The sequence below is a fragment of the Brachybacterium sp. YJGR34 genome (assembly GCF_003347015.1).
GTDB lineage: Bacteria > Actinomycetota > Actinomycetes > Actinomycetales > Dermabacteraceae > Brachybacterium.
In genome coordinates this window covers 20,365-44,862 of sequence record NZ_PNFB01000025.1, presented here as the reverse complement: position 1 = coordinate 44,862, position 24,498 = coordinate 20,365, and the positions used below count along the sequence as shown (strand labels likewise).

At 68.8% G+C, this 24,498-nt stretch carries 29 protein-coding genes; 21 read left to right on the top strand and 8 right to left on the bottom strand.

The features are described from left to right. Window positions 1-68: 68 nt before the first annotated feature. From CXH06_RS16510 to CXH06_RS16475, 8 genes are read right to left on the bottom strand one after another with little or no spacing between them, the layout of a single operon-like run. Entirely contained in the window at window positions 69-944 is an 876-nt protein-coding gene (locus tag CXH06_RS16510; RefSeq protein WP_157975793.1) for a hypothetical protein, read from the bottom strand. A 25-nt stretch (window positions 945-969) separates the two neighbouring features. Further along, window positions 970-2,238 carry a hypothetical protein gene (locus CXH06_RS16505; protein ID WP_114856293.1) on the bottom strand — a complete coding sequence of 423 codons (1,269 nt, stop codon included), beginning with the start codon at window positions 2,236-2,238 and terminating at the stop codon, window positions 970-972. Between the two features lie 23 nt (window positions 2,239-2,261). Next, window positions 2,262-4,415 carry a hypothetical protein gene (locus CXH06_RS16500; RefSeq protein ID WP_157975792.1) on the bottom strand — a complete coding sequence of 718 codons (2,154 nt, stop codon included), beginning with the start codon at window positions 4,413-4,415 and terminating at the stop codon, window positions 2,262-2,264. After that, window positions 4,408-6,906: an ATP-binding protein gene (locus CXH06_RS16495; protein ID WP_114856291.1), complete on the bottom strand. Its 2,499-nt coding sequence runs from the start codon at window positions 6,904-6,906 to the stop codon at window positions 4,408-4,410. The genes CXH06_RS16500 and CXH06_RS16495 overlap by 8 nt, the downstream gene beginning before the upstream one ends. A 2-nt stretch (window positions 6,907-6,908) precedes the next feature. Beyond that, on the bottom strand, window positions 6,909-7,508 hold the full coding sequence (locus tag CXH06_RS16490) for a hypothetical protein (RefSeq protein WP_114856290.1): 600 nt from the start codon (window positions 7,506-7,508) through the stop codon (window positions 6,909-6,911). Window positions 7,509-7,514: 6 nt separating this feature from the next. Next, window positions 7,515-7,895 (bottom strand): hypothetical protein, encoded by a 381-nt coding sequence (locus CXH06_RS16485; protein WP_114856289.1) that lies wholly within the window; start codon window positions 7,893-7,895, stop codon window positions 7,515-7,517. Next, the gene (locus CXH06_RS16480; RefSeq protein ID WP_114856288.1) at window positions 7,892-8,884 is read right to left on the bottom strand and encodes a conjugal transfer protein; all 993 of its coding nucleotides are present in this window, start codon (window positions 8,882-8,884) and stop codon (window positions 7,892-7,894) included. Before CXH06_RS16480 ends, CXH06_RS16485 begins: the two co-directional genes overlap by 4 nt. Then, the gene (locus tag CXH06_RS16475) at window positions 8,878-9,159 is read right to left on the bottom strand and encodes a hypothetical protein (RefSeq protein WP_114856287.1); all 282 of its coding nucleotides are present in this window, start codon (window positions 9,157-9,159) and stop codon (window positions 8,878-8,880) included. Before CXH06_RS16475 ends, CXH06_RS16480 begins: the two co-directional genes overlap by 7 nt. A 237-nt stretch (window positions 9,160-9,396) precedes the next feature. Here CXH06_RS16475 and CXH06_RS16470 point away from each other — a divergent pair, with 237 nt between their 5' ends. From CXH06_RS16470 to CXH06_RS16380, 21 genes are all read left to right on the top strand, one after another. Beyond that, on the top strand, window positions 9,397-10,191 hold the full coding sequence (locus CXH06_RS16470; RefSeq protein ID WP_114856286.1) for a hypothetical protein: 795 nt from the start codon (window positions 9,397-9,399) through the stop codon (window positions 10,189-10,191). Continuing rightward, window positions 10,188-10,370, top strand: a complete 183-nt coding sequence (locus CXH06_RS16465; protein WP_114856285.1) for a hypothetical protein — start codon at window positions 10,188-10,190, stop codon at window positions 10,368-10,370. The genes CXH06_RS16470 and CXH06_RS16465 overlap by 4 nt, the downstream gene beginning before the upstream one ends. Further along, window positions 10,367-10,510 carry a hypothetical protein gene (locus tag CXH06_RS18375; RefSeq protein ID WP_157697277.1) on the top strand — a complete coding sequence of 48 codons (144 nt, stop codon included), beginning with the start codon at window positions 10,367-10,369 and terminating at the stop codon, window positions 10,508-10,510. The genes CXH06_RS16465 and CXH06_RS18375 overlap by 4 nt, the downstream gene beginning before the upstream one ends. Next, a complete protein-coding gene (locus tag CXH06_RS16460) occupies window positions 10,507-11,106 on the top strand; it encodes a hypothetical protein (RefSeq protein ID WP_114856284.1) in 600 nt (199 codons plus the stop codon). The genes CXH06_RS18375 and CXH06_RS16460 overlap by 4 nt, the downstream gene beginning before the upstream one ends. 67 nt (window positions 11,107-11,173) lie before the next feature. Then, window positions 11,174-11,830, top strand: a complete 657-nt coding sequence (locus CXH06_RS16455; protein ID WP_114856283.1) for a ParA family protein — start codon at window positions 11,174-11,176, stop codon at window positions 11,828-11,830. A 23-nt stretch (window positions 11,831-11,853) separates the two neighbouring features. Next, window positions 11,854-12,222, top strand: coding sequence for a hypothetical protein (locus CXH06_RS16450; protein WP_114856282.1), 369 nt, complete (start codon window positions 11,854-11,856; stop codon window positions 12,220-12,222). A gap of 15 nt (window positions 12,223-12,237) precedes the next feature. After that, the gene (locus CXH06_RS16445) at window positions 12,238-12,930 is read left to right on the top strand and encodes an SAF domain-containing protein (protein WP_114856281.1); all 693 of its coding nucleotides are present in this window, start codon (window positions 12,238-12,240) and stop codon (window positions 12,928-12,930) included. Window position 12,931: 1 nt separating this feature from the next. Beyond that, window positions 12,932-13,714, top strand: a complete 783-nt coding sequence (locus tag CXH06_RS16440) for a hypothetical protein (RefSeq protein ID WP_089066510.1) — start codon at window positions 12,932-12,934, stop codon at window positions 13,712-13,714. Next, a complete protein-coding gene (locus CXH06_RS16435; protein WP_114856280.1) occupies window positions 13,714-15,192 on the top strand; it encodes a CpaF family protein in 1,479 nt (492 codons plus the stop codon). The genes CXH06_RS16440 and CXH06_RS16435 overlap by 1 nt, the downstream gene beginning before the upstream one ends. Next, window positions 15,189-15,362: a hypothetical protein gene (locus tag CXH06_RS18370; RefSeq protein WP_157975791.1), complete on the top strand. Its 174-nt coding sequence runs from the start codon at window positions 15,189-15,191 to the stop codon at window positions 15,360-15,362. Before CXH06_RS16435 ends, CXH06_RS18370 begins: the two co-directional genes overlap by 4 nt. Further along, the gene (locus tag CXH06_RS16430) at window positions 15,359-16,210 is read left to right on the top strand and encodes a type II secretion system F family protein (RefSeq protein WP_198684094.1); all 852 of its coding nucleotides are present in this window, start codon (window positions 15,359-15,361) and stop codon (window positions 16,208-16,210) included. The genes CXH06_RS18370 and CXH06_RS16430 overlap by 4 nt, the downstream gene beginning before the upstream one ends. After that, window positions 16,207-17,097, top strand: coding sequence for a type II secretion system F family protein (locus CXH06_RS16425; RefSeq protein ID WP_114856279.1), 891 nt, complete (start codon window positions 16,207-16,209; stop codon window positions 17,095-17,097). Before CXH06_RS16430 ends, CXH06_RS16425 begins: the two co-directional genes overlap by 4 nt. A gap of 111 nt (window positions 17,098-17,208) precedes the next feature. Next, the gene (locus tag CXH06_RS16420) at window positions 17,209-17,409 is read left to right on the top strand and encodes a hypothetical protein (RefSeq protein ID WP_198684093.1); all 201 of its coding nucleotides are present in this window, start codon (window positions 17,209-17,211) and stop codon (window positions 17,407-17,409) included. After that, entirely contained in the window at window positions 17,406-17,864 is a 459-nt protein-coding gene (locus CXH06_RS16415; protein WP_114856278.1) for a TadE/TadG family type IV pilus assembly protein, read from the top strand. The genes CXH06_RS16420 and CXH06_RS16415 overlap by 4 nt, the downstream gene beginning before the upstream one ends. A gap of 66 nt (window positions 17,865-17,930) precedes the next feature. Next, window positions 17,931-18,362, top strand: coding sequence for a TadE/TadG family type IV pilus assembly protein (locus CXH06_RS16410; RefSeq protein WP_114856277.1), 432 nt, complete (start codon window positions 17,931-17,933; stop codon window positions 18,360-18,362). Further along, on the top strand, window positions 18,359-18,784 hold the full coding sequence (locus CXH06_RS16405) for a pilus assembly protein TadG-related protein (protein ID WP_089066504.1): 426 nt from the start codon (window positions 18,359-18,361) through the stop codon (window positions 18,782-18,784). The genes CXH06_RS16410 and CXH06_RS16405 overlap by 4 nt, the downstream gene beginning before the upstream one ends. Continuing rightward, window positions 18,781-21,813 (top strand): LysM peptidoglycan-binding domain-containing protein, encoded by a 3,033-nt coding sequence (locus CXH06_RS16400; protein WP_114856276.1) that lies wholly within the window; start codon window positions 18,781-18,783, stop codon window positions 21,811-21,813. The genes CXH06_RS16405 and CXH06_RS16400 overlap by 4 nt, the downstream gene beginning before the upstream one ends. 46 nt (window positions 21,814-21,859) lie before the next feature. Continuing rightward, entirely contained in the window at window positions 21,860-22,417 is a 558-nt protein-coding gene (locus CXH06_RS16395) for a hypothetical protein (protein WP_114856275.1), read from the top strand. A 344-nt stretch (window positions 22,418-22,761) separates the two neighbouring features. Further along, window positions 22,762-23,475, top strand: coding sequence for an ATP/GTP-binding protein (locus CXH06_RS16390; RefSeq protein ID WP_114856274.1), 714 nt, complete (start codon window positions 22,762-22,764; stop codon window positions 23,473-23,475). Between the two features lie 25 nt (window positions 23,476-23,500). Next, the gene (locus CXH06_RS16385) at window positions 23,501-23,782 is read left to right on the top strand and encodes a hypothetical protein (RefSeq protein ID WP_114856273.1); all 282 of its coding nucleotides are present in this window, start codon (window positions 23,501-23,503) and stop codon (window positions 23,780-23,782) included. A 49-nt stretch (window positions 23,783-23,831) separates the two neighbouring features. Beyond that, window positions 23,832-24,470: a hypothetical protein gene (locus tag CXH06_RS16380; protein ID WP_114856272.1), complete on the top strand. Its 639-nt coding sequence runs from the start codon at window positions 23,832-23,834 to the stop codon at window positions 24,468-24,470. The last annotated feature ends 28 nt before the right edge of the window (window positions 24,471-24,498 follow it).

Genomic DNA, 24,498 nt, shown 5'->3' with positions numbered 1-24,498 from the left:
TCGTAGAGCCTTCTTGCCCTGGTGCTTGACCTGCGCTTTCGCGAACTTGCCCCGAGGAATGTCCTGCCTCAGAGGTGGGCGTCCTGGGGGGTCCAGGCGCCAGTGTCGTCCCGGGTGAGTTCGATCGTCACGGTGGTCCAGGTGGGAGTGCTCTCGCCGTCGCGCGCGTAGGGCACGGTCGCATGCACCACGAGCTGATCGTCCTCGGCCGCGAGTACCAGCTCGTGGGCGTTGCCGATCCGGACGGCGGCGCCGTCGTCGACGCTGCGGGGGAGGCTCAGGGCCTTCTCCGGGCTGGTGAAGGTGTCGCGGATCAGCTTCTCGCGGTCTTCATCGCTCTGCCCGCCCGGCTGCGCCACGACGGCCGTGAGCGCCTCCTGGACGGGTGCGCGGACCTGTTCGACGTCGTCGGTCCCCAGCGGCAGTGCGGCGCCGTCGGGTGCGTCCGTGAAGTCGATCCCCGTGACGATCGGATGGGCCACCGCTTCGTGCTCGTCGTGCTCGTGGTCGTCCTCGAGCTGGGCGTACTCGAGGGTGTAGGAGACGTCCGTCTTCGTCCCCACCGACACCCGGCCATCGCTGACGTCGAGGATCTCGTGCCCTGCTGTTCGTGCGAGCTCGCGGTCGCTCGAGAGCAGCGAGGCGAGCAGCGCCGGCGTCACGTTCGGTGCCAGGGACTGGCCCCACTCGTCGTCGGAGGCGTCGGGGTCGGCGTAGCTGTCGATGAACGCCTGAACCTCCGCAGGGACCTCCGCGGGTCCCGGCGAGTCGGTCTGCTCGGTCGCGGGTTCGTGGTGGGGTGATCCCGTCGTCACCGAGGGTGCTGCGGCCCCGGGCTGCGGGGTCTCCTGCTGCTGCCGGTTCTCGGGGTTGAACACCACCAGGGCGAGGATGCCCAGAACAGCTGCCGCGACGACCAGAATTGCTTTCAGGCTGACTCGCATCACAGGGGCTCGCTTTCTGGGTCGCTCATGCCGCCGGGATGAAGGGGACGTCGCGCTCTGGTGCCCTGGTGATCACCCATTCCAGGTGCCAGAACTCTTCGTCATGAAATAGCGCCCCGTTCTCAACGCCGTGTTTGTGATAAGAACTCCACGCGGGGGCATTGGACTTGCATGAACCGTCTGCCGCGAACCCGGAGCAGTTATGCCGGTTGTATCCGCCAGGGAGCCCTGAAATGTCTATGGCTGCACCCATCTGATGGTTGCTGTAGCCGACACGAGCGACGTTTCCACCAGAGAACGATGCCTGCGTCTCCCAGCTGCGGAACGAGGAGCTGAACTGTGGGTTGTAGCCGTCGGCGCGGACCGCCTCAAGCCACTTCATGAAGTGAGGGGCGACCAGAGAGTTGACGACGACCTCTCCGCGAGCCTTCCCGTCGAGCTCGCCGGCGCGGCAGTCGCTGCCGGTGCACACGGTGCCGGTGATCGAGCACAGACGGATGGGGATCCGCTTGCCCTGGTATCCGCCTGTCGCAGCGCCGAGGTCGGTGCTGCCCTCCGGGCACGCCACGTTGGCCGAGTCCTGGGTGAGCTGCTCCTGCGTGGGGAGATCTCCCACCGCGACGTTCACGGGGGCGCTGCATCCGAGGTTGGTGTCGGTGAGACTGCCGCTGGCCTGGCCGACAGGCACGCCCGCGAGCTCAGACATCAGCTTGCGTGCTTCGCTCTCGTGCTTGGCGTACTCGCCCTCGTACTGCTCCGCCGGGAGCTGGACGGCCGAGGCGGCCTGCGTGAGGCTCATCGACTCCCAGCCGTCGATGTCCATGAGACCGGGGATGTGCCCGGTCCTGGAGGTGTCGACCCCGCGGAAGAACGCGGTCGCGGCGTAGGCCGGGTCGCGTAGCTGCTCGACGGTGCCCCACCCCTGCGAGGGCCGCTGCTGGAACGCCCCGACGGAGTCACGATCTCCGCCGGCGAGATTCTGGAGCGTGGACTCCTGCATCGCCGTCATGAGACCGATCAGCTGAGCGCGCTCGGGCAGGCCCAGGTCCTCGCCGGCTTTCATGATCTGGGCCGCGACCGAGAGCTGCTCCGGCGTGTAGCCGGCGACGTCGGGGAGGGCCGACGTGTCCACCGAGAGGGCCTGGGCCGAGGTGCCCGTGCACGCGGCATTCGGGCTGTCAGAGCTGCTCGAGGAGATCGACGTGAACTGGAAGAACACGGCCGTGACACCGACGACGATGCCGGCACCGGCCACGAGGGCGCCGACGACGGCCCACGCGAGGATCTTCTTCATGGGGCTCTACCTCCCTCAGCGGGTCATGCGGCCGACGAGCGAGCGCGGTCTCGCGCCTGACGGACGCGACGGGTCGTCTGCGGGCGCGGGCCCGTCGATCGCGCGCGACTGCGCATCTTGGCGTTCAGGCGGTCCTTCGCAGATCCGGTACCGCCACTGGTGCCTGCCTGGCCGCGGCCGGGCTGCGGGGTAGCCCTCTCGCCCGAGCGGGAGGCGGGGGTCTGCGATCGACCGTTGCGCTTGGCGGCGTCCGGGCCGGGGTTCGCGTGGTGCGAGGCGGTGTCGGTAGAGCCCTGCTGGCGCGAGCTGGGGGCCGAGCTCCTGCGCCGCGACGTGCGGGGCTCCTGCTCGGGCCCGGGCTGTGCCGAGGAGCGGCGCTGGGGGCGCTTCCCACGGCTGCCGGGGGCCGCCGACAGATGCTGTTCCTGCCCCGTGGCGCGCTGCTCGACATCTCTGGTGCCGCCGGCCCACGTCCAGTGCTTGCCGCGCACCCGGCGCTCCTGCCGCAGCTCTCGTTTCTCGGCCCTCTTCGCTTCCTTCTTCCGCCACTTCCGCTCGCCCATGGAGTGCGCGACGCCCTGGATCTTGCGGTGGCTGGCCTTGTCGTGGATCCCGGCCTTGTGGAGCATCCCGCTGCCCAGCCGTGCTGCCATGAAGCCCGGCCGCGAGACGGTGCGCGTCGCAGCGCGGGCCGGCGCCAGCGCCAGACCGCCGGCCCGGCGTCCGACCCCGACAGCACCGCGGGCCACTCGGGATCCGGCGCGCCCTGCGACGTGCGCGACCTTGCTGCCCGCGGCCGTGGACACTCCTGCGGCGAAGCCTCCGCGACCCATCGACTGCAACCGCTGCGGCACCGGGGCGTTCTTCCCCTTCGCGCGGGTGCGCTCCTTCATCCGCTCGAAGTGCTTGCGCAGCTTCGCCCTGGTGCGGATGATCACCGCGATCATGACCAGGAGGATGACGTCGACGATGAGGAACATCGTGATCATCTCCTCCTCCCAGTTGGTGAAGGTGTACGTCACCACCCCGAGATAGAGGGCGTTGATCATGATCACGAACAACATGGCGAGGATGGACTCGACGACGTTCCAGCCCTGCCCGAACAGGCCGAGGTAGGAGCCGCCCGGTCCGACCGCGCGGAACAGCTCCCAGACGAGCTGGATGCCGGCGATGAGGATGTTGACGACCTCGTACAGGATGACCGCCGAGCACAGCACGGCGATCCCGATCAGGATGAGAGCTCCGACGGCGATGATCACCGCGGTCAGCAGCGTCACGGTGGAGGGGTTCTTGATGGTGCTCTCGGCGTCCGGCCAGCACTTGAGCATGGCGTTGGCGAGGTCCTTGCCGCTGCTGGTGAGGTTGTCGTTGTAGGTCTGCTCGCAGCCCCCGCCGTCGGAGAGTCCGCCGTAGGCGACGAACTGGTGGGGCTTCCTGACGAAGATGGTGGCGATCTGCTGCGCGAGGGATCCGGCAGCGTCGGCGGGGTCGGCGGCGCCCGCGGCGGCGTCGGGGTCGACCAGCTGGGCGCTGAACTGCTGGCCGGCCTCCTTGGTCTTTGGCAGGACGCCCTCGGGGCCGGTGAGCCAGGTGACGGGGTTGACCAGGATGGCGGCGCTGATCCCCCACGCGGCCATGCTTCCGACCATGTCGGTGAGGCCGCGTGCGGCCTGCCCGAGCCACATGCGGGTGATGCCCCAGCCGATGGCGAGGGTGATCAGAAGCTCGCGGGCGGCAGGGATCTGGTCGAGGAGCTTGTCGAGGACCTCCGCGGTCTGCTCGACGGGGTAGGTGAGGTAGTCGAGCCAGCCGAAGCCAAGGGCCAGATCGATGATGAGTGCCGCAGCGCCGATCCCGTACCGGTAGCCGTCCCAGATGAACTTCACGAACCATGCGGTCATGTTCTGACCAGGGGCGTCGAGGGAGAGCTGATCGATGAGGTACTCGACGTTGTAGTTGCTGATCTGGTAGCCGGCGGAGTCCGCGCGGTCGAGGGCCTCGAGCGGGTTCGGGGGCGCCGCCATCGCCGGCGGAGCCGCCAGGAACATCATCAGGTAGGCGACCAGGGCGATCTGGAGCCACATCACCAGTCGGGGCCGGGCGAGGATCGCTCGGATCAGGTTGGGCAGGTGGTGCGGGATGAACAACTCGCGCAGCCTGGGGAGCGCTTCACTCATGGGTGACGCCTGCCTTCGGGGTGGTGCTCGCGGCCTCTCGAGAGGCTGCGGCGGCAGGGAGCAGTGTGCGGATCCGGCCGATCGTGCCGGTGGCGTCGCGCATGTATGCCTCGCCTCGACGCTCGCGCGGGACCTGGTTGCCGATCTGGGGGGAGGTGTCGGTTCGGAGCTCGTTGACCAGGTCCTCGTCCTCAGCGTCCATGCCCAGCCAGCGCAAGGACTTCTTGGCGAGGGTCTCGTCCTCCTGGCGGTGCACGATCCGGATCGGGATCAGGCCTCGCATCGTCTCGTCGCCGAAGTCAGCCTCGGGGTCATGGCTGCCCAGGACGAGCACGGCGAAGTGCTTTCGGCCGTCGCGCACGAAGGTGGTCATCTCACCGACCTGCAAGTCGTTGCCGGTGGCGTTGTGCGCCTCGTCCTCGATGTAGGCGGCGAACCGTGTGGGGTCGTCGAAACAGATCACGCGGGCGAGGGTGCTGATCAGGGTGTAGGCCGCACGGCCGAACCGCTTCTCCAGGCGCATCGTCTTGTAGATATTCGGGTTGTCGAGCTCGTTCGTCTTCGGCATCTCGACCCGGTTGGTGCGGATGACGATCGCCGAGGACTCCCGCCAGGGCAGCGGCGGGAGCGAGTCGTCGAACAGCGCCCGTGCGAAGGGCTTGCGGGCGTACACGTTCATCTGCCCCGCGAGCTTCCGGGCGACCTCGTCGTCCTTGCCGAGCTCGGTGAGGTGCTGGAGCAGCGCGCCCAGGCCTTCGAGCTGGTGGTCCTCGAGGTAGTCCTGGCTCAGCAGGTTGCCCAACAGCACGCCCTCCTCGTCGGTCGGGTCGACGTTGAGGAGCGTGACCAGGAAGTTGCTCGCGACGGTGGCTGCGCGGTCGGGATCGAACATGCGCAGGGGGTCCACGGAGAAATCCGGCTCGATGAGGTCAACGACCGTGGGCCTGGTGAGCGTCTTGACGTAGGAGACCCACTCGCCCGTCTCGGAGCGGTCAGTGGCGATGATCTGTCCGCCCCAGCAGTCCACGATCGCCTTGATGATGATCTTGAGGGTGGTGGACTTCCCCGAGCCGAGGTCTCCGGTCACGCCGATGCAGCCCGACTTATCGCGCAGGCGGAGCATGCCGGGCAGATCGAGGTGGACCATCGACAGCAGCCCCGACGTCTGGTTCTCGGCGAGCAGGGCGCCATTGTCGTCGCCGAGCTTGGCGACGGTGATCGGCACGAGTCCGGCGAGGTCGCGGGAGGTGGTGATCTGGGCGAAGTCGTTCACCTTCGGCGTCAGGGCGGCGCCGGGCACGAAGCTCCACCAGAGGTCCTCCTGGTAGCCGGCGGGGTGACGCACGGAGAAATCCTGGTCCTGGAGGATCTTGACGGCTTCGCGGGAGCGCTGGGTGACGTCCTCGGCACTGTCCGAGCAGACCGCGAACAGGATCACGGGCTGAATCTCGACCTCGTTGGGGTCGTGGGCGAGGGTCTCGTCGAGGGCGGTGAGCGCGTCCACGGCGGCGTCCAGGTCGTGCTGACCCGTTCCGACCTCGTTCGCGCGCTGGTCCAGCTGGTCGTTGATCCTGGCCATCGCGGTGCGGTTCGCCCGCTTGGCGGCGTCGGAGGAGCGCGACCGCATCCGCAGGACCCAGTCGGCCCCGGGGACGTAGGAGTCGATGTCGCCGAGGATCTCCGAGCCCGGCCACGCGAGACCTCCCGCGGGCAGCCCGGTCAGCGCGAACATGGACTGGTAGGAGGCCATGTCCTGCGAGAACATCTCCTCGTCGCCGATCTTCACATACCGGTGGGAGAAGGGGTTGAGCTTGGACGCCTTGGTCTGCTCGTCCGACTTTCCGCCTTCGTCGATGACGGGCTCACCGATGTGGCGAGCTGGCACCAGGCTCTCGAAGTCCTCGTGGGTGAACGCGGTGGCGTCGATGCCGCGGTACTGGAGGTGGTAGTCCAGCCACACCTGCTGCGCGACGCTCGAGCGTCGAGGGGAGAACGTCTTGGGGATCATCGCCTCAACGCGCGAGGCCTGTCCCATGCGATACGTGATCTCCTGCTGGGTGACTCCGTAGTGGGGGAGCCCCAGATGCGCTTTCACGTTCTGGGTCGCCGCCTTCGCGGGGACGGTGATCTTGCGGATCCCGGAGTTGGGCAGCGGCACACACAGGAAGTAGAGACGGTCCCCGGCCTGAGTTCCCTCGAGGTGGTCGAGGCGGGCTTCGGCCTCCTCGGCCCACGCCTCGCGCTCCTCGAGGTCGACGTCCTCGATCATGCGCTGCACGATGCTCACGGGGTCCTGGGCGACGACGACGCTCAGGAGCATCGACTCCCCCGTGAGGACACGGAACATCGCCTGGTGAGCCGCACGCGCAGCTGCCTTCTCCTTGACCGGGCGCATCCCGTAGGACATGCCCTCGAGCTGCCAGATGGCCCAGCAGGTGCCCTGGCGGGTCCACATCAGATGCCCTGCGCGAATCGAAGCGGGGTGGAGCATGGCTACCTCCGTTGTGCCGATGCAGCAAGGAGCTGCTGCACCTCGTTGAGCTGGTGAGGAGAGGGGCCGCCATCTGGCCGTGAATCGACGGCCGAGCCCGCCCCTGGCGTTGTCGCGATCGCAGGCTCGAGGACGACGCTGGCGAGATCCTCGGGGGCCCCGACCTCGTCGAGGGGTTCCTCGGCGGTTTCCGACGGAGCCGGTCGCCATGTGGGTGAGGTACTGCGGTGCCTCACCGTGCGAGTCCTCTTAAGGGCGACGGTGTTGCCGGCCTGTCGTCCCCACGCCGGTGCGTCGGCGTAGCCGATGATGCCCCAGAGAATCATCAGCGGGTTCCTGCCCTTGAGGGGGATGTGCCCCGCAGCGAGCGCGCTGGCTGCGGCGAGGACGAGCACCGGGATCCAGGCGAAGATCGGGGCCATGTTCGAGGCCCAGAGCGGCATGGTCTTCTGTCCGATGAAGGCGACCCCGATGAAGGCGCCGCCCTGGGCCAGGGTGTAGGGGCCCCCGGGCAGCACCCAGTCGCCGAGTTTCCCCAGCAGGAAGGGGATCTTCCTGGCCAGGGTGTAGAACCTCACGACGGCCTGCGGCTGCTCGTTCATGGCGGATCAGGCTGCGTAGCCCAGGTCGTCGACGGTGAGCACGATCGGGTCCTCGAGCTGGGGCTGCGCCTCCAGGAGCGTGGACTCGTTCACGACCGGCGCCGCGTCGGGGATCGTGTCCTCAGCAGACTGCTGGAACATGTCCATCTGCGCAAGGATCGCGCCGCCGATGACGGCGAGGAAGATGCCGGCGATGCCGCTCGCCACGGAGAACTTGTTCTTGACCCACTGGATGGCGGCGCCGACGATGAAGCCCGCCCCGAAGAAGACCTTGGCCGTCTCCTCCGCGAGCCCCGCGAAGGTGTTGATCTGATCGAAGAATCCGGCGGCCTGGAGCGCCCCGTCCGTCTGGATGACGCCGGCGGCCTGGATGATGAGGTCGTTCATGACTGCTCTCCTGTGGTGGTGGTGGGAACTGCGGTGGTGGGGTTGATCGCGGCGACTTCCCAGCGATCGCGGTAGCGCAGCTCGACCATGTAGTCGAGTCGGGCGCTGCCACCGTCAGCTGCGGTCGCAGTGACGGAGATCTGTGCTCGCAGCAGGTCTCCCTCGGCGGGCTCTTCGGGGAGCTCCTGGGTTGTGGTGAGCGAGGAGATCGACAGCTCCTGGAACGGGGTGGGCTGCACGGCGCTCAGCGACGACTCGGGGGCCGTCAGAGGGGCGACTTCTCCCTGCCCGGTGAGGTATGCCTGCATGAAGGCCGTAACGGTGTCCTGCACGGCGGAGTCGTTGATGGCGTCGCCCTGGTCGACCTCGAGATCTCCGGCGGTCGGCGCGGCAACGAGGGACGGCAGCCCGGCCGCGGCGATGCCTCCTGCCTCGTCGGTGAGTACCGGCACCTGCCAGTAGCGGCGGATGGCGGCGCCGCTCTCGCTGGGCTGGTCGACCGCGACGGTGACGACCCAGCTTCCGTCGGAGGTCTGCACCGCTTCGCCGGGGGTCGCGGCTCCGATCGGGGAGGGCTTCTCCGGCAGGCTCAGCCGCCGGCCGGCCCCCTGGGCGAGCATCGCGGTCACCTGATCCTCTTGGCCTCGTGCCGCGGTCAGGTACTGGGTCACGAAGCTCGTGGCGAACTCCGAGACGCGCTGGGAGGCAGCCGGGTCCTGGACCTCGACCGCGGCCGTCTGGGGAGCGGGGTCGCTCCCGAAAAAGTGGAGGCCGAGAGCGGCAGGGCCAGTGAGGCACAGGCCCACGACGACACCGGTCGCCGCGATCGACTTGAGCCGCTCCCCGTTGGTCCACCCATGGGCGAGATCCGGCTCGGCCATGCTCCCGCGAGTCTCATCCGCAGCGGTGTCGCTCTCGGCCGCTGCCGCCTCATCCGGGGCGTCGATCTCGGTCTCGGGGGCGGTCTTCTTACGCCACAGGGTCAGCACGACTCCTCCTCGGGGAAGGGAGTGCGGGGGGAGCCACCCATGCCCGTCCCCGCACTCCCGCTCTGGGACACCGTCTCCAGCAGAGCGAGATCCGAACGCAGCAGCTGCTCCTCTTCAGGGCGCGTGCAGCTGCGCACTTCCGCCCACGCGCCGACGTCTCGCGGGTCGGCGAGCAAGGTCGCCAGAGAGGCACGCAGCCGTCGCTCGCGACGGCACACAGCCCCCGCAGCGCACAGCGCCGCGTACGAGACGTCGAGGTCGAGCGTGGTGGTCATCGGGATCTCCTCCGGATCGGTGTCACCCCGTTACCGCGTCCAGCGCACCCCGTTGTGACCACCCATCCGCAGGAACTTTTCGCCACCCCTCGACCTGCGACGGACCCCGCCCCTGACCAGCAGAAATGCGAGGGGCAAGAAACCCGATCGTCTTCTTGCCCCCGCGGGCAAGATCCAGGGCAAGGCCCTCTCTCCAGCGTGGAACCAACCCGTCCACTCCCCTGACGAGGAGCCACCATGGAGACCACCCAGCCGACCATCGAGTCCATCAACGCCGGCCTGCTCGCCGACCTCGACGCGATGCGCGAGCAGCCCCTCACGGCCCCTGTCGGTTCAGCCACCACGGTCCGTGAACTGTTCGCCGTTCTCGAGCACCGCGGTGACTACGACGCCACCGACCACGCGCTGCACACCCTCATCGCCCGGGCCGACACCGACCCCCAGGCGCGCCAGCTCCTGCTGTACGCGATGCGGCCCGGCCTCTCCTCGCTCGCCTGGAACCACCACCTGTTCACGTGGTTCACCAACAACAACCGCGCCGACGCGTTCTGCACCGTGATCGACGTCTTCTACGACGCCCTCGAGAACCCCTGGATCCGCCGGAAGACCACGCGCGTGGCCGCACGGCTCCTCGGGCAGGTCCGCACGCAGCTGGACGCCATGGACGCCGACTGGATGACGCAGCAGCCGGCCGACTGGCGCAAGCAGCAGACGGAGACCGACGAGATCCCCTCGATCGTCGAGCTCGAGGCCCGGCTCACCCGCCCCGCGACGGCCCACGAGAGCCAGATCGATCTGCTGGAGAGCCTGGCCTGGGCGCGCGACCGAGAGATCATCACCCTCGACGAGGCGCGGTTCCTCCTGGCGATCTACTCCCCCGACACCGGCATCGATCTCGACAGCCTCGATCTGGGTGACCTCACCCCCGCCGCCGTCCGCAAGCGCGCCTCCCGGCTCTCCCAGCGCATCGCCCGCGCCGTCACGGAGAGCACCGACCGGCAGCTCGAACTCGGCCCGCGGGAGCTCTCGTGAGCACCACCACGCTCATCCCTGCCTGCCCCGCCTGCCAACGCGGTCACCACGACAGCTGCACGGCGGCCACCACGCAACAGGCCCAGAGCGAGCCCTCCCCCTGCCAGTGCCACCTCGACCACCACGACCGTCCCACCCAGCTGGACCTCTTCACGCTCCTGGAAGGAGACCTCTCATGACCACCGAACGCGCCCGCGCCGAGCACGCCGCCAAGTACGACAAGAACCTGATCGTCCCAGCCCGCGAGTACCTCGCACTGCTCGACGAGAACGAGCAGCTGCGCACCGCAGCGCAGAAGACCGAGGAGACCCCGGCATGAGCACCAACCCCCAGCGCGTCCACCTCTCCACCAACCCCACAGACACCGCGATCCTGATCTCCGAGAACAAGGCGATGCCCCCGTCCTGGGCCGCGATCACCCGCGGCAGCGCCGCCGCGCTCATCGAGCGCCACCACGCACGACACGACCGGCTCCAGCCGGTCGCCCGGGCCGATGCCCGACTCCTGATCCCCCTCACCATCGTCGCCCTCGCAGCCGCCGGCTACCTGTACCTGAACGGAGCAACCTCGCTCTGGTGGTTCCCGCTCGTCTTGCTCGGCGGACTCTTCACCCTCACCCGCCTCCCCAAGCCGCTGCCCCGCGAACTGGACCGACAGGTCACCGAGGTCACTCAGCAGGACGAGATTCTGGTCCGGTGCCCGGTGCCGATCGCTCTCGAGCTGACGGAGGCCCAGCACTCGGCGCTCCGGGTCGCCGAGGACTACGACGTGATCGACGAAGTCCTCGGCGCCCTCATCGAACGGCACCAGGCACAGATCGATGCAGACCAGACCCGGCGCCGTGAGCTGGCCGAAGAGATCGTGAACGACCATGCCACCGAGGGATCCCGGCACACCGAGAACACTGGTTCGTAGGTTCGGGTTCTCGTAACCTCGTATTTCCGGTAAGGTGTTGACTACACCAGCCCGAAGGAGCCACCCCATGACCACCCGAATCGTGACCGTCTGCAACCAGAAAGGTGGCGTCGGCAAGACCACGACAGTGGCCGAGCTCGCCGCCACCGTCGCCGCAACAGGTAAGCGCGTCCTCGTCATCGACGGTGATGAGCAGGGATCGCTCCGCCGCTGGGTCGACCAGGTCGGCGAGGACGACACCCCGTTCGACATCGCGATCCTCTCGGACCCTGCCGAGCTGGGGAGCGTCCCCGAGATCGCCGCGGACTACGACCTGGTCTTCATCGACACCCCCGGCAGCCGCTACGAGCAGAAGCTCGTTGCCGCCTACCTCGAGGTCTCGGACTTCATCCTCGTCTCCTCCGAGGTCGACGGACTCTCCCTCGAGCCGGCCGACAGGTACATCAACGAACTGGTGGTGCCTGCGAAGAAGCCCTACTCGGTGCTGCTGACCAAGGTCGATTCCCGCAGCCCCGAGCAGGAGACCGCGGCACGCGAGTTCTTCGCCGAAGCGAACCAGCCGGTGTTCAAGTCGGCGATCCACCTGTTCCGCGCCTTCCCCTACGCCTACCAGGACGGGGTCTTCGTCTCCGCAGGAACCAGCCGCCGCGCGAACGCCCGGAAGGCCGCCAGCGAGTACCACGCCGCGGCGCTCGAGCTGCTGTCCTCCATCGCCACCCTCTGACCCGACGACACCAGGAGCCACCCATGTCCAAGCAAGTGTCGCTGCGCAAGACCATCCGCAAGAACGACGGACCGCAGTCCACCGCCACCACGGAGAAGACCTCCCCCAGTGCTACCCCGGCGCCCTCCCCCACCCCCTCCTACGACGAGCTCGTGCGCAAAGAGGCCCGCCTCCGGTCCGAGCAGGTCGACGAGATCGCCCGCCTGCGCCGACGTCTGAACAGCGCGCGTAACGCCGCCGAGAAGCCTCTGCCGGCCGAGCAGCGCAGCCCGTCGCTCCAGGACCACGTCATCACCCGCGCCGCCATCACCTACCTCCTCGAGAACGCCGACGCCATCGACGGCTGGACCGAAGAGGGAATCCTCGAGAGCCTCCGCCGGCTCAAGGGCTGACCGAAAGGACCCACCGTGCCCCTCCCCCTGCTGTCCCGGAAGAAGGACGACGACACGTCGACCACCGAGCCGACGCCCGATCCGGTCCCCACCGCCTCATCCGGCACCCCCGTCAAGCGGCGGCGCCGGCCGAGGATGCTCGCCCTCGGCATCGCCCTGCTCGTCGTCGGCGCGCTCGGCGCCTGGTGGATCACCGACCGCCTGTCCACGACCAGCCAGGTCGTCGTCGCAGCAGCAGACGTCCCCGAGGGGCAGGTCATCACGGCCGACGACCTCACCACCAGCGATGTCAACGTGCCCTCAGGATCCGCCGTCATCCCCGGCAGCGAGCTCGACAGCCTCGTCGGACAGCGCACGACCACGTCCCTGGAACAGGGCGCGCTCCTCTCCCCCAGCCAGGTCAGCGCCGCCTCCGTGCCCGGAGAGGGCACGGCGATCGTCGGGATCAAGGTCGCCCCCGGCCAGATCCCGACCCAGAACGTCGACCCCGGCGATCCCATCCAGATCGTCGGCACCCCGAAGTCCGGCGACGACCCGCCCAGCGGTGACGCACCCACCGTCAACGGAACGATCCAGGCTCTCGGAGAGCCCTCCACCGACGGCACCTACGTTGTCGACGTCCTGGTTTCCGACGACCAGGCCGGAACGCTCACAGCCCTGTCGGCCACCGGCCGCATCGGCGTGATCCTGGTCCCCGAGGAGGAGTGACGTGCTGATCTCCCTGACCTCATCCTCGGGATCCCCCGGTGTCTCCACAACCGCTCTCGGCCTGGCCCTCGCCTGGCCCCGCGACGTGATCCTCCTTGAGGCCGACACCCTCGGCGTGAGCTCGACCCTGGCGGGATTCTTCGCCGGAAGCATCAGCCCCCAGAGCACCGTCATCGACCTCACCCCCGGCCAAGACTTCGAGGAGAAGCTGCTCGAGCAGTCGATCCCCCTCACGGACGACACCGAGCCTCTCCGCCGGCTCGTGCCCGGGATCAGCAACCCCCTCCAGGGTCGCGCACTCTCCTCGAGGTGGGACGCGCTGGCGATGGCGCTGTACGACCTCGAGCGAGCCGGCATCGATGTGCTCGTGGACATCGGCAGGTTCCACGCCCCCTTCATGGCTGCACCGATCCTCAAGATCTCCGACGTGACCGCGCTCGTGCTCCAACCGACGGTCACCGCGACCGTGGCCGCCAAGAGCACCATCACCCATCGCCGGCTCGCCGAGTCCGGCGACATCGAGGCCCCCGCACTGCACCTCATCACCATCGACGCCCCCGACACCTACTCGGAGAGCGAGGCGTCGCGCGCACTGGGGCAGCCGTCGCTGGGGTCCCTCCCCTGGGCCCCCAAGCACGCCGCGGCCTTCGCTCACGGCCGCCCCCGACCCCGGGGGTTCGACTCGAGCTCCTACATCCGCTCCCTGCGGTCGCTGGCCGACTCCATCAGCACCGCTGCCAGGAAGCGACGTGCTGCCATCCAGAACCTGCGAGGAGACGCCTGATGAACTCCAACCCCGCCGAGCTGCCCGACTTCGCCAGCCTGCCCCTGATCGGCCTGGACGAGGAGAACGACGCCCCGCTGGACATCGTCCCGACCGTCCCCACCCCGCGACCGCACCTCGTGCGCGAGGACGAGAAGCCGGACCAGCCGAAGCCGGCGCAGCGCTTCACCGACTGGAAGATCGTCACCCGCCTACGCAACGACGTCTCCGAGCACCTCTCCCGCGAAGACGCCTTCGACCTCCCCCTCGAGGACCAGAAGGCACAGGCCATCTCCCTGATCACCCACCTCATCGACGATCAGGAGCGGCTGCGCATCAACCAGGGGCAGGCGCGATGGTCCGGTGAGGAACGCCGAGCGCTGAGCCAGGCCGTCCTCGAGGCCGTGTTCGGCTTCGGACGCCTCCAGCCCCTCCTGGACGACGACACCATCGAGAACATCGAGCTGTACGGCCACCAGAAGGTCATCGTCCAGCGCACCGGCCACGGCGCCTTCGAGTACGTCGACCCGATCGCCGACTCCGACGAAGAGCTGCTCAGCATGCTCGCCCACTACGCCCACAAAGCAGGCCGGAACTTCGACCCCGCCCACCCGAACCTCGAGCTCAACCTCGGCCACAACGCCCGACTGGAGGCGACAGGCTGGGTGATGCCCAAGCCGATCGCGACCATCCGCATTCACCGCCTCATCGACATCACGCTCGCCGACCTCGTCGACCTCGACCTCATGCCCCCCGAGCTCGCGTCCTTCCTCCGCGCGGCCGTCCGGGCGAAGAAGTCGATCATCGTGGCGGGTGACCGCGGCGCCGGCAAGACGACCCTGCTCCGCGCGCTGATCAACGAGATCGAGCCCGCCGAGAAGATCGGCACCATCGAGTCCGTCTACGAGCTCCACCTCGAGCAACTCGGCGACGAACGCCACCCGCGACTGATCCCCTGGGAGGCCATCCCCGGCAGCAGCGAGAAGGACGCCGCCGGCCGCCCGATCGGCGAGATCCCAATGGACTACTGGGCGCAGCGATCCTTCCGCCACAACCTCGACCGGCTCATCGTCGGCGAGCTGCTCGGCCCGGAGGTCATCGCGATGTTCGAGGCGATGCAGACCGGCGCCGGCAGCATGTCCACGATCCACGCGAAGTCCGCCGCCGCCGTCCCCGAGCGCATCGTCACCCTCGCCCGCAAGGACGGCCGCGTGACGGAAGACTTCGCCCGCCGCCAGGTCGCCGAGAACATCGACCTCGCGATCTACGTCGGAGTCATCCCCCTCGCAGAGCGCGACCCCTGGACCGGACAGGCCCCCCGCGGCCGGCGGATCACCAACGTCACCACGTACAGCCCTGGCGAGGACGGGCGCGTGGCCTCCACGCAGCTGTGGGAGTACAGCGACGGCCAGATCCACCAGCGCCTCTCACCCCCGTTCTACGACGACCTCAGGCCGCACCTGCGCGAGGACCCCACCACCTTCCCGGAGACCTCATGAGCACCTTTGACGCCATGGGCTGGTACGCGGTGGAGATCACCGCGAGGCACTCCCCCGATGCCGATCCACTCGCACTCGACGAGCTCGACCGTGCACTGCTGGCCGAGCAGCTCCACGAGATGGCCGACATGCTCACCGAGACCGACACCTTCACCCCGAGGAGCCGATGATGATCCCCTTCCTCGCCTCCCTCAGCGCGATTGCCCTGATCCTGGGCATCTGGCTGCTGGTGACCGGACTGATCCCCCAGCCCGTCACCGAGAAGACCAAGCGCTCCCGACGACTCACCCCCGCGCAGCGACGGCACGGCGGCATGATCCTCACCGCCACCGTCCTCGGAGGCCTGCTCTGGCTGGTCACCGGGTACTTCGTGGCTCTGCCCGCACTTCCCGCCCTCGCCCTGTTGCTGCCGTACATCGTTCCCCGCTCCAGCGAGAAGGCCCCGATCGAGAGGCTCAACGCCCTCGAGGAGTGGACGCGATCCCTCAGCGCCGTGCTCGGCGCCCAGGCCAGCCTCGAGCAGGCGATCATCGCCTCCCGGGCCTCGGTTGCCGATCCCATCAAGCGCGAGGTCGGCCGGCTCGTCGCACGCCTCCAGGCCGGTGTCCCCATCAGCACTGCGCTGGAGAGCTTCGCCGACGACCTGGACGATCCCACAGGGGACGTTCTCGCCGGCTCCCTCCTGCTGGGATCGTTCCGGCGCGGACCCGGCCTCGCCAAGGTGCTCGACGGGGCAGCGGAGATGATCTCCGACGACGTCGCATCCCGGCGCGAGATCGAGGCCGACAGGGCCAAGCCCCGCGCCAACGCACGGATCATCACGATCATCGCCGTGGTCGTCCTGCTGCTGCTGTTCGTGGCGAATCCGACCTACGTCGAGCCGTACCAGACCCTCCTGGGCCAACTCATCCTCTCGGTCCTCACCGCAGCGTTCCTCGCCTCGCTGTGGTGGATGAACATGGCCTCACGCACCCCCAAGGGCCGACGGATCCTTCGCACCACTGGAGGCGCACGATGACCCCCATCGTCCTGCTCGTCGGAGCCACCATCGGCGCCGGCATCTTCGTCCTCATCCGAGCCGCCATGCCGACCCAGCCGGCCCTGTCCTCAGCGGTCGAGCGACTCACCGCGGCCCCTGACGCCTCGCAGAGCCCCGATGCCGAACCCGAGGGATTCGAGGAGCGTCTCGGCGCCTGGGCCGAGCGCACCCTCACACAGCTCCCCCTGATCGTCACGCCCCGCCGAGACCTCGCCCTGATCGGCTGGAGCAGCCGCACGTTCTACGGCAAGAAGGCCAAGGCTGCGCTGTTCGGCCTGTCCCTCCCGGCGATCCTCTCGGCACTGGCCTACATCGCTCAGATCCCCCTACCCCTCGTCGGGTCCGTGGGAGCGATGCTCGTCCTGGCCCTGGTGTTCTTCCTGCTGCCCGACCTCGAGGTCCGCCAGCGCGCTGCCGAGGAACGGCAGCACTACTCCAAGGTCCTGGCCAGCTACGTCGACTTCGTCGCCCTCTCCCGCAACGGCGGCGCCGGCCCCGCGCAGGCGATGACGGAGGCCGCTTCGATCGGCGACCACGAGCTGTTCGCCCGCATCCGCCAGCTCATCGAGCGCTCACGGCTGCGAGGCACAGATGCCTGGAACGACCTGCGCGACCTCGGAGAAGAGATCGGCGTCAACGACCTCAACGAGATCGCCGACATCATCCGCCTGTCCGGAGAGGAAGGAGCCTCGATCAAGGACAACCTCCACGCACGCGCGCGCTCGATGCGCAACGCCCAGCTCCGCGACGAGCAGGGAGTCGCCAACGCCCGCAGCGAGGGCATGGTCGCTCCCCTCGCAATCCTCGCGGTCACGTTCATCGCCCTGCTCATCACCCCCTCGATCCTCAATCTCCTGTCGTACTGAGCCACGCCCTTACCGCCATACCCCGGCACCTGTAAAGATGTTGGGAGGATCCGGTCACACAACGGGTCCGAAACCGCGGTAGAGGGGTAGACCCGGAAAGGACCCACACCCATGGAAGCCCTCAAGATCCTCATCTCGTACCTGACCAGCGTCATTCGCGACCACGCGCAGCGCGCCCGTCAGTCGGCGACTGTCGGTGCGATCAGCACCGAGACCATCATCGTCACCGTCGCTCTGGTCACGCTCGCACTGGCCGTCGTCGGCGCGATCGGCGCCTACGTCTACAGCAAGATCGACGAGCTGCCCTCGTGACCTGGGTCCGTGCTGAGGGGCCGAGCCAACGCTCGGCCCCTCAGCGCTGCCGTCCTCCCGATCGACGAGGACGACACCCCGGACGACGAGCACAGCTCGAGCGCGGCTCATCCGCCGAGTCGATCATCGTGATCCCGACCGTCTTCGTGATCGTCTTCCTGATCATCCAGGTCGGCATCTGGGCTCATGCACGCAGCATCGCCGTCCACTCCGCCCGAGAGGGCGCAACCGCGGCGGCGACCTACCAGTCCAATCGCTCCTCGACCGAGGCCACCACGGCCGCCCTCGCCGAGAACGCCGACGGTGTGCTGCGCGACTACACCGTGACCTCCTCGCAGACGGATCAGACGATCACCGTCACCGTCCGCGGACGCGCACTGTCCCTCATCCCCCTGTACGAGCTGCCCGCCATCGAGCAGACCGTCACCATCCCCACCGAACACTACGTTCCGTAAAGCTGTTGACACTAAACATGCCAGCGTGCAGACTGTAGGTGTCCCAGCACAGAGAGGAGCGAGTCGATGACCCGTCTCGAGCTCGAGCGCGGATCCTCCAGCACCGAGGCCGCGATCATCGCCCCCGCCCTCTTCCTGATCCTCGGCGTGCTCCTCGCCGTCGCCAGCTTCGCCACCGGCCAGCAAGCCGTCACCACCGCAGCGCACTCCTCCGCCCGCGCCGCATCCCTGGCCACGAGCCAGACCGATGCCGTCCAGCGCGTCGAGGGGGCCTTCACCAGCGAACTCCAGCAGCGAGGGATCTCCTGCACCAACGTGTCCGTCGACGTCGACGCCACCGCCTTCACCACTTCCCCCGGGCAGACCTCATCCGTCCGCAGCACCATCACCTGCACCCTGCCCTACGCCGAGGTGATCCCCGTCCCCGGCCTCCCCGGCACGCGAACGATCACGGTCGAGTCCACCAGCCCCCTCGACACCTACAGGGAGCGGTCATGACCCGGATCCGGAAGCAGCTCGAGCGCGGAGAGGTCTCCGAGCTCGCCATCGTCATCGTCGTCGCCCTGTTCCTCGTGATCGGCCTCGTCGTCGACGGCGGCGCCAAGATGAACGCGGCCGCGGAGGCCTCAGCGACGGCGCAGGACGCCGCACGCGTCGGCGCACAGCCCCTGGAGTCCCTCCCCTCGGACACGCAGCCCGCGCAGCTGAGCGCCAGCGGCGCCGCCACCGCTGCCGAGAGCTACCTCGCGCAGGCCGGGGCCACCGGCTCAGCCCGCGTCATCGACCCCACGACGATCGAGGTCACGGTCACCAGCTCCGAGGACACCGTCTTCCTCGGCCTCATCGGCATCCACTCGGTCTCCGCGACCCGCACCGCACGCGTCGACCTCATCCAGGGACAGACGGAGGTCCTCCCATGATCAAGCCGCTCAAGGCGCTCGGCGCCCTCGTCGTGCTCGCCGCCCTCATCGGCGGGATCCCGCTCGCCCTGCTCACCTTCTACGGGAACCCGATCCCGCAGCAGCTCCCGGGCGCCGAAGACGTCGCGCACCTGTTCACGACCAACGACTCGATCGGCTTCCTGCTGTTCGTGGTGGTGTGGATCGGCTGGATCGCCTGGGCCACCTTCACCCTGTCCGTGGTGGTCGAGGTCATCGCCCGCATGCGCCACATCCCGACTCCGCAGCTGCGCGGGCTCAGCGCTCAGCAGGGCGCCGCGGCCGTCCTCGTCGCCGCGATCGCCGGGCTCGGTGCGCCCGCCGCGATGGCCGAGACCCCGGCCGAGATCGCACCAGCCGTGCAGACCGTAGAGGCCCCCGCCATGCCCACCGAGCAGCCGTCCACCGAGACCCAGAGCGACCACCAGGACACCTCCACCCCCGCGACCGAGGACCTCGTCATCACCGTGCAGCCCGGAGACACCGCCTGGGATCTCGCCGCGAAGCACCTCGGCTCCGGCAGCCAGTGGAGCGAGATCGTGAAGGCCAACGACGGGAAGATCCAGCCGGACGGCGGCGCGCTGCGCGTCGGAGAGGACCCCTTCCTCGAGCCCGGATGGAAGCTGACCATCCCCGGCGTCCCCGCCACCGACACAGCTCCTCAGGACGCTGAGCAGCAGTACGAGACGGTCACCGTCGAGCGTGGGCAGAGCCTGAGCTCGATCGCCGACGAGCACGTCGGCGACGCCGAGCGGTGGCCCGAGATCGCCGAAGCCTCCGCACACATCACCCAGCCCGGCGGGTACCACCTCGAGGACCCCGACCAGATCGACATCGGCTGGACGCTGCGCGTGCCCACCGATGCCCCCGCCGTCCCCGCGCACCAGGACGACGAGCAGCCCTCCCAGCAGGACGAGGCGCCCTCCAGCGAGGAGGCCGCCGCCGGCGCCGCCGAAGCGGCCGAGCAGGCAGTCGACGCGGCCAGCGACGCACTTCCCACCGACCAGGCCCCGCAGGCGGACACCGCGGCCGACGCCGCGCCCACCGGCGCCGAGACCCCTGCCCCTGCATCAGCTCCCAGCGCCGAGGCCGAGGAGACCTCCACCGTGCCGTGGACCGGGGTCGGCTCGATCTTCGCCGCCAGCATCCTCGGCGCGGTCCTGGCTCGCCGCCTGTACACCCAGCGCAAGCGCCGCGCTGACCAGAGGATCCCCGAGGCCGCGACGGTCGACCTCGACCAGGTCCGCCTCACCCGCATCGAGGACCCCACCGTGCTCGGGTTCGTCGACCGCGCTCTGCGAACCCTCTCCGCGCTCCAGCTGCGCGACGGCCAGACTCTCCCCGATGTCCGCCTCGCGCGCCTGACCGATGACCACCTCGAGCTGTACGCCTCGGCCCCCCACGAGCTGCCCGCACCGTTCGAGGCCACCGAAGACCCCGCCACGTGGCTGCTGCCCCGCACAGCCGCCCTGGCCGACGACGAGACGATCGCGGACATCGTCGCGCCCTACCCGGCGCTCGTCACGATCGGCACCGACTCCGACGGGTACCAGATCCTCGTCGACCTCGAGCACCTCGCCGCACTCGGCATCCACGCCGCCTCCCAGACCTCCATGCCCGTCATGCGGGCCCTCACGGTCTCCCTGGCCACGTCGCAGTGGGCCGACGACCTCGCGATTACCACGGTCGGCGTCTGCCCCGAGCTCGAGGACGCCCTCGGCTCCGGCCGGATCACCTACCGCGAGACCGTCACCGAGCTCCTGGACGACCTCGAGGCCAAGCTCGAGCGCGACCAGGAGGTCCTCGAAGAGCTCGGCCACGACTCAGCGCAGCACGCCCGCCAGGCAGGCGACGCCACCGACCTCTGGGCCCCCGAGATCATCATCATCGGCACCGACCTCTCCCTCACCGAGAAGCGCCGACTCCAGGCCATCGTCGATGCCCGCCCCCAGATCGCGGTCGCCGTGATCTCCAGCGACCAGCACACCGACCTGTCCGAGTGGAGGATGCACATCGAGTCCCTCGAGGCCGCGCGCCTCGAGCCCCTCGGCCTCGAGCTCCACCCCCAGCACCTCACCGACGCCGACTACGACGCCGTCCTGCGCGCCCTCGGCGCCGCCTCCACCCTCGAGCCCACCACCGAGGTCCCCGATGAGCAGCCGGCCACAGAGGAAGCTCCCGCGGCGCCGCTGCGCCCCGTCGCCATCGTGCAGCCCTCCACCAGCACGATCCTCACCGCGGCGCAGCGCGACGCCGAGGCTGAGCTCCCCGCTGAGCACCCGTACATCCGCGTGCTCGGCCCCGTCGAGGTCCTCGGCGCGACCGGACCCCTCGAGGACAAGCGCCTCGCCGAGCTCACCGAGACGGTCACCTACATCTGCCTCCAGCCCGGCAAGGCCGAGAACGACTTCCGCGCCGACCTCTGGCCCGGCAAGCGCGTCGCCGACAGCACCCGCCACCAGCGCATCTCCCGCGCCCGCAAGTGGCTCGGCGCCACCGACGACGGCACTCGATACCTCCCCCGCGCCAACGGCGCCGACGGGTCCTACACGCTCGACGAGCACATCACCTCCGACTGGGCCTACATCCAGCAGATCGCCGAGCTGCACCAGGACGCCACCAGCGAGCAGCTCGCCGAGGCCCTCAAGCTCGTGCGCGGCGCCCCGTTCGCCGGCGGCGGCCGCAGCCGCTACCGCTGGTCCATCACCCTCCAGTACCGGATGACCGACACCGTCCTCGACGTCGCGCACGAGCTCGCCCAGCGCGCCCTCGACGCCGGCGACATCGAGACCACCCTGTGGGCCACCCAGCAGGGCCTGCTCGTCGAGTCCCTGCACGAGCAACTCTGGCGCTACCGCCTCCAGGCAGCCGCCCACGACCCCGACCTCCACCAGCGCGTCACCCACGACCTCGAGGCCCAGATCGCCGCCGTCGACGACGACTACGACCTCATGCCCGAGACCGAGGCGCTGATGTACACCACCCCCGCCGCCCACCGCATCGCAATCTGAGGCCACCATGACCACCCCCACCCCCCGCCACCGAGGAGACCGCCCGATGATCCGACAGCGAGCACTCACCACGATCGCGATGGCCTCCCTCCTCGCCCTTCCCCTCGCCGCCTGCACCAGCAGCAACGGCGAGGAGGACCCCACGACGACTACCAGCCAGGAGGCGCCGCCCACGGCAGACCCCGCCGACGCCACACCCCAGGAGCGCATCACGGCTTCGTTCGAGGCCTCGGATGCAGCTGCGGCCGATGGTTGGAAGGACACCAGCTACATCGACGACTTCTTCGTTCCCGAGCTGGCAGAGAAGCAGCGAGCCGATGACGAAGAACGAGCCGAGACTGGCGCAGTAATCACGGGGGACCGAGTCCTCTCCGACTGGACCACCATCGAGGAGACGGATACGACAGCGGTCGTGGAGTTCTGCGACGACACCAGCGCGCTGGAGGCGACCAAGGACGGTGAGCCTGTGGAGATCACCAACCAACGAGGGGAGAGCGTCGGCCGGTTCACGCTGGTGAAGGAATCTGATTCTGAGCCCTGGATGATCAAGGAGCAGGGCTACTACGACGAGGGGACGACATGCGACGCTCACTTCGCGGGCTGATCGCCATCAGCGCGACGACCAGCATTCTCCTGGCCACGAGCCCCGCGTGGGCTGATGGAGATGACGCAGGTGGCGTCTCTGTCCACGGTGGAGGGGGAGGCAGTGCAACGGTTGAGGTTGGCGCCTCCTCCGGTGGTGGAGGCGGCGGGAAGTCCTCTGGTGGGAGTGGCAGCTCGTCCGGCGGGGGGAAGTCGTCGGGTGGTGGCGGCTCTTCCAACGGGGGGAGCAAGTCCTCTGGCGGCGGTGGGAAGTCCTCCGGGCGCGGTGGTGGAGGTGGAAGTACCTCCGTCAGCAACGGTGGCCGAACCAGCGTCGGGAACTACTCGAGCGGGTCGCCGTCCTCGGTGTCCTCGAGCCGCCCGGACAACGTCGAGATCCTCGACGACGGCTCTCGAGCCACGTATCAGCCCGAAGGCGCGTACGTGCAGGGGCAGAACGGGGGACCCACCGCCTTCTTCGACGGCATGACCCAGGGCCAGCCCGAGCCTGCGGATCCGGCAGCGCCGGCGGCTCCCGCTCCGGATCCCGCGCCTCAGGAGGGCGGTGAGCCGGCCGCGCCTCAGGAGGACCCCGCCGAGCTCGCGCAGACCGCGGTCTCCCAGATGGGGCTGAAGGCTCCGGAGATCGCCTCGACACCGAACGACACCGAGACCCTCGGCGCCGTGGGGCTGCCGGTGTGGCTGTGGGTGGCCAACCCCGGGGAGACCACGACGGGTCCGAACACGACCAGCGCCTCCGCCGGGGCGGTGACCGTCACCGCGACGGCCAAATTCACGGGCATGTCGATCGACATGGGCGACGGCACCACGATCGAGTGCGACGGACCCGGGACCGAATACCCCGGCACCGGAATCGACCCCTCCCCCGACTGCGGCCACGTCTACGAGCAGATGAGCGATGAACAGCCCGATGGGCTGTACACCGTGAACATCACCGCGCACTGGGGCGTCGAGTGGGAGTCGAACACCGGTGAGACCGGCACGATCCCCGTCGAGCTGACCACGTCCAAGCAGCTGCGCATCGGCCAGTACCAGACCGTCGTCACCGACGTGTCCTGACCACCCTTACCTCCTGGGAGTACCGATGAACGTCACCGACCCGATCACCAGCGCACACCTCGGATTCGGCGAGCCGACCGGCAACCGCAGGGAGGCTGTCACCACGGTCCGCCTGACCCATGCCAGCGGCCAGATCGAGGACATGTCGCTCACCGAGGAGGTCACCCACGTCGGGCCACTCGAGGGGCTCCTCCTGCTCACCGATCGAGCCACAGATCAGGGCCAGGGGTTCCCCTTCACCTACGAGGCCACCAAGGACCTCACCCTCGAGGACTTCATGGATCCACGGCCCCGGCCGGCGAGCTGATCCATCCGACCAGAGACATCCAGTCCAGGCACGCTGATAGGAGAGCACGATGCCCGAGAACCTCGACATCAAGGACGGGCCCACCTGGGCGCTCGCTCGCGAGGAGATCGTCACGTACCCGATCGGGCACGGCCGCGATCTGATCCTGGTGGCGACCTTCGCGCGCACGGTGCGCTCGGGGAGGATCTTCCGACGCTCCACTGAGCAGTTCATGCACCTGTCGATCCCGTTGAAGGTCGGGGATTGGACGACGGGCAGCACGATGACGAACTTCGCCGAGAGCCTGTCCGCCGAGCTGTTCAAGGACCCCGCGACGAACGCCCTGTGCAACCGCTGGTCGGACGAGTTCACTCGGGACAACGGCTACGTCGCCCACCCACTGCTGGCCCGGACCAAGGAGCCCCCGGTCATCAGCCAGGACATCCTCGTCGACGAGAACGGGGAGGTCTCGAACCATCTGATGAGGAAGTCGAAAGGCAACCTGGCAGTGATCAGCTGGTACAACTACAAGATCAACGACGTCGCCGAGATGATCCAGGGGGACACCTCGTGCCTCCTCCTCAACGATGAGGAATCGGCCGAGTACGCCGACCGTGTCGATCCGTCGTGGCGAGCTCGTGAGAAGGCACTCCGCGCGGACCGTGACGACAACATGCGCCTGTTCTTCGAGCGCTTCGGCATCGAGTGACCTCGCGGATCCCCTCTCCTCGCCCCAT

Excerpts from the sequence above, each read along its gene's own strand:
- CXH06_RS16470 (WP_114856286.1), top strand. The coding sequence starts at position 9,397 with ATGGAGACCACCCAGCCGACCATCGAGTCCATCAACGCCGGCCTGCTC.
- CXH06_RS16510 (WP_157975793.1), bottom strand. The coding sequence starts at position 944 with ATGCGAGTCAGCCTGAAAGCAATTCTGGTCGTCGCGGCAGCTGTTCTG.
- CXH06_RS16425 (WP_114856279.1), top strand. The coding sequence starts at position 16,207 with ATGACCCCCATCGTCCTGCTCGTCGGAGCCACCATCGGCGCCGGCATC.
- CXH06_RS16505 (WP_114856293.1), bottom strand. The coding sequence starts at position 2,238 with ATGAAGAAGATCCTCGCGTGGGCCGTCGTCGGCGCCCTCGTGGCCGGT.
- CXH06_RS16420 (WP_198684093.1), top strand. The coding sequence starts at position 17,209 with ATGGAAGCCCTCAAGATCCTCATCTCGTACCTGACCAGCGTCATTCGC.
- CXH06_RS16400 (WP_114856276.1), top strand. The coding sequence starts at position 18,781 with ATGATCAAGCCGCTCAAGGCGCTCGGCGCCCTCGTCGTGCTCGCCGCC.
- CXH06_RS16485 (WP_114856289.1), bottom strand. The coding sequence starts at position 7,895 with ATGAACGACCTCATCATCCAGGCCGCCGGCGTCATCCAGACGGACGGG.
- CXH06_RS16385 (WP_114856273.1), top strand. The coding sequence starts at position 23,501 with ATGAACGTCACCGACCCGATCACCAGCGCACACCTCGGATTCGGCGAG.
- CXH06_RS16475 (WP_114856287.1), bottom strand. The coding sequence starts at position 9,159 with ATGACCACCACGCTCGACCTCGACGTCTCGTACGCGGCGCTGTGCGCT.
- CXH06_RS16450 (WP_114856282.1), top strand. The coding sequence starts at position 11,854 with ATGTCCAAGCAAGTGTCGCTGCGCAAGACCATCCGCAAGAACGACGGA.
- CXH06_RS16460 (WP_114856284.1), top strand. The coding sequence starts at position 10,507 with ATGAGCACCAACCCCCAGCGCGTCCACCTCTCCACCAACCCCACAGAC.
- CXH06_RS16410 (WP_114856277.1), top strand. The coding sequence starts at position 17,931 with ATGACCCGTCTCGAGCTCGAGCGCGGATCCTCCAGCACCGAGGCCGCG.
- CXH06_RS16430 (WP_198684094.1), top strand. The coding sequence starts at position 15,359 with ATGATGATCCCCTTCCTCGCCTCCCTCAGCGCGATTGCCCTGATCCTG.
- CXH06_RS16495 (WP_114856291.1), bottom strand. The coding sequence starts at position 6,906 with ATGCTCCACCCCGCTTCGATTCGCGCAGGGCATCTGATGTGGACCCGC.
- CXH06_RS16405 (WP_089066504.1), top strand. The coding sequence starts at position 18,359 with ATGACCCGGATCCGGAAGCAGCTCGAGCGCGGAGAGGTCTCCGAGCTC.
- CXH06_RS16435 (WP_114856280.1), top strand. The coding sequence starts at position 13,714 with ATGAACTCCAACCCCGCCGAGCTGCCCGACTTCGCCAGCCTGCCCCTG.
- CXH06_RS16500 (WP_157975792.1), bottom strand. The coding sequence starts at position 4,415 with ATGAGTGAAGCGCTCCCCAGGCTGCGCGAGTTGTTCATCCCGCACCAC.
- CXH06_RS18370 (WP_157975791.1), top strand. The coding sequence starts at position 15,189 with ATGAGCACCTTTGACGCCATGGGCTGGTACGCGGTGGAGATCACCGCG.
- CXH06_RS16490 (WP_114856290.1), bottom strand. The coding sequence starts at position 7,508 with ATGAACGAGCAGCCGCAGGCCGTCGTGAGGTTCTACACCCTGGCCAGG.
- CXH06_RS16380 (WP_114856272.1), top strand. The coding sequence starts at position 23,832 with ATGCCCGAGAACCTCGACATCAAGGACGGGCCCACCTGGGCGCTCGCT.
- CXH06_RS16395 (WP_114856275.1), top strand. The coding sequence starts at position 21,860 with ATGATCCGACAGCGAGCACTCACCACGATCGCGATGGCCTCCCTCCTC.
- CXH06_RS16455 (WP_114856283.1), top strand. The coding sequence starts at position 11,174 with ATGACCACCCGAATCGTGACCGTCTGCAACCAGAAAGGTGGCGTCGGC.
- CXH06_RS18375 (WP_157697277.1), top strand. The coding sequence starts at position 10,367 with ATGACCACCGAACGCGCCCGCGCCGAGCACGCCGCCAAGTACGACAAG.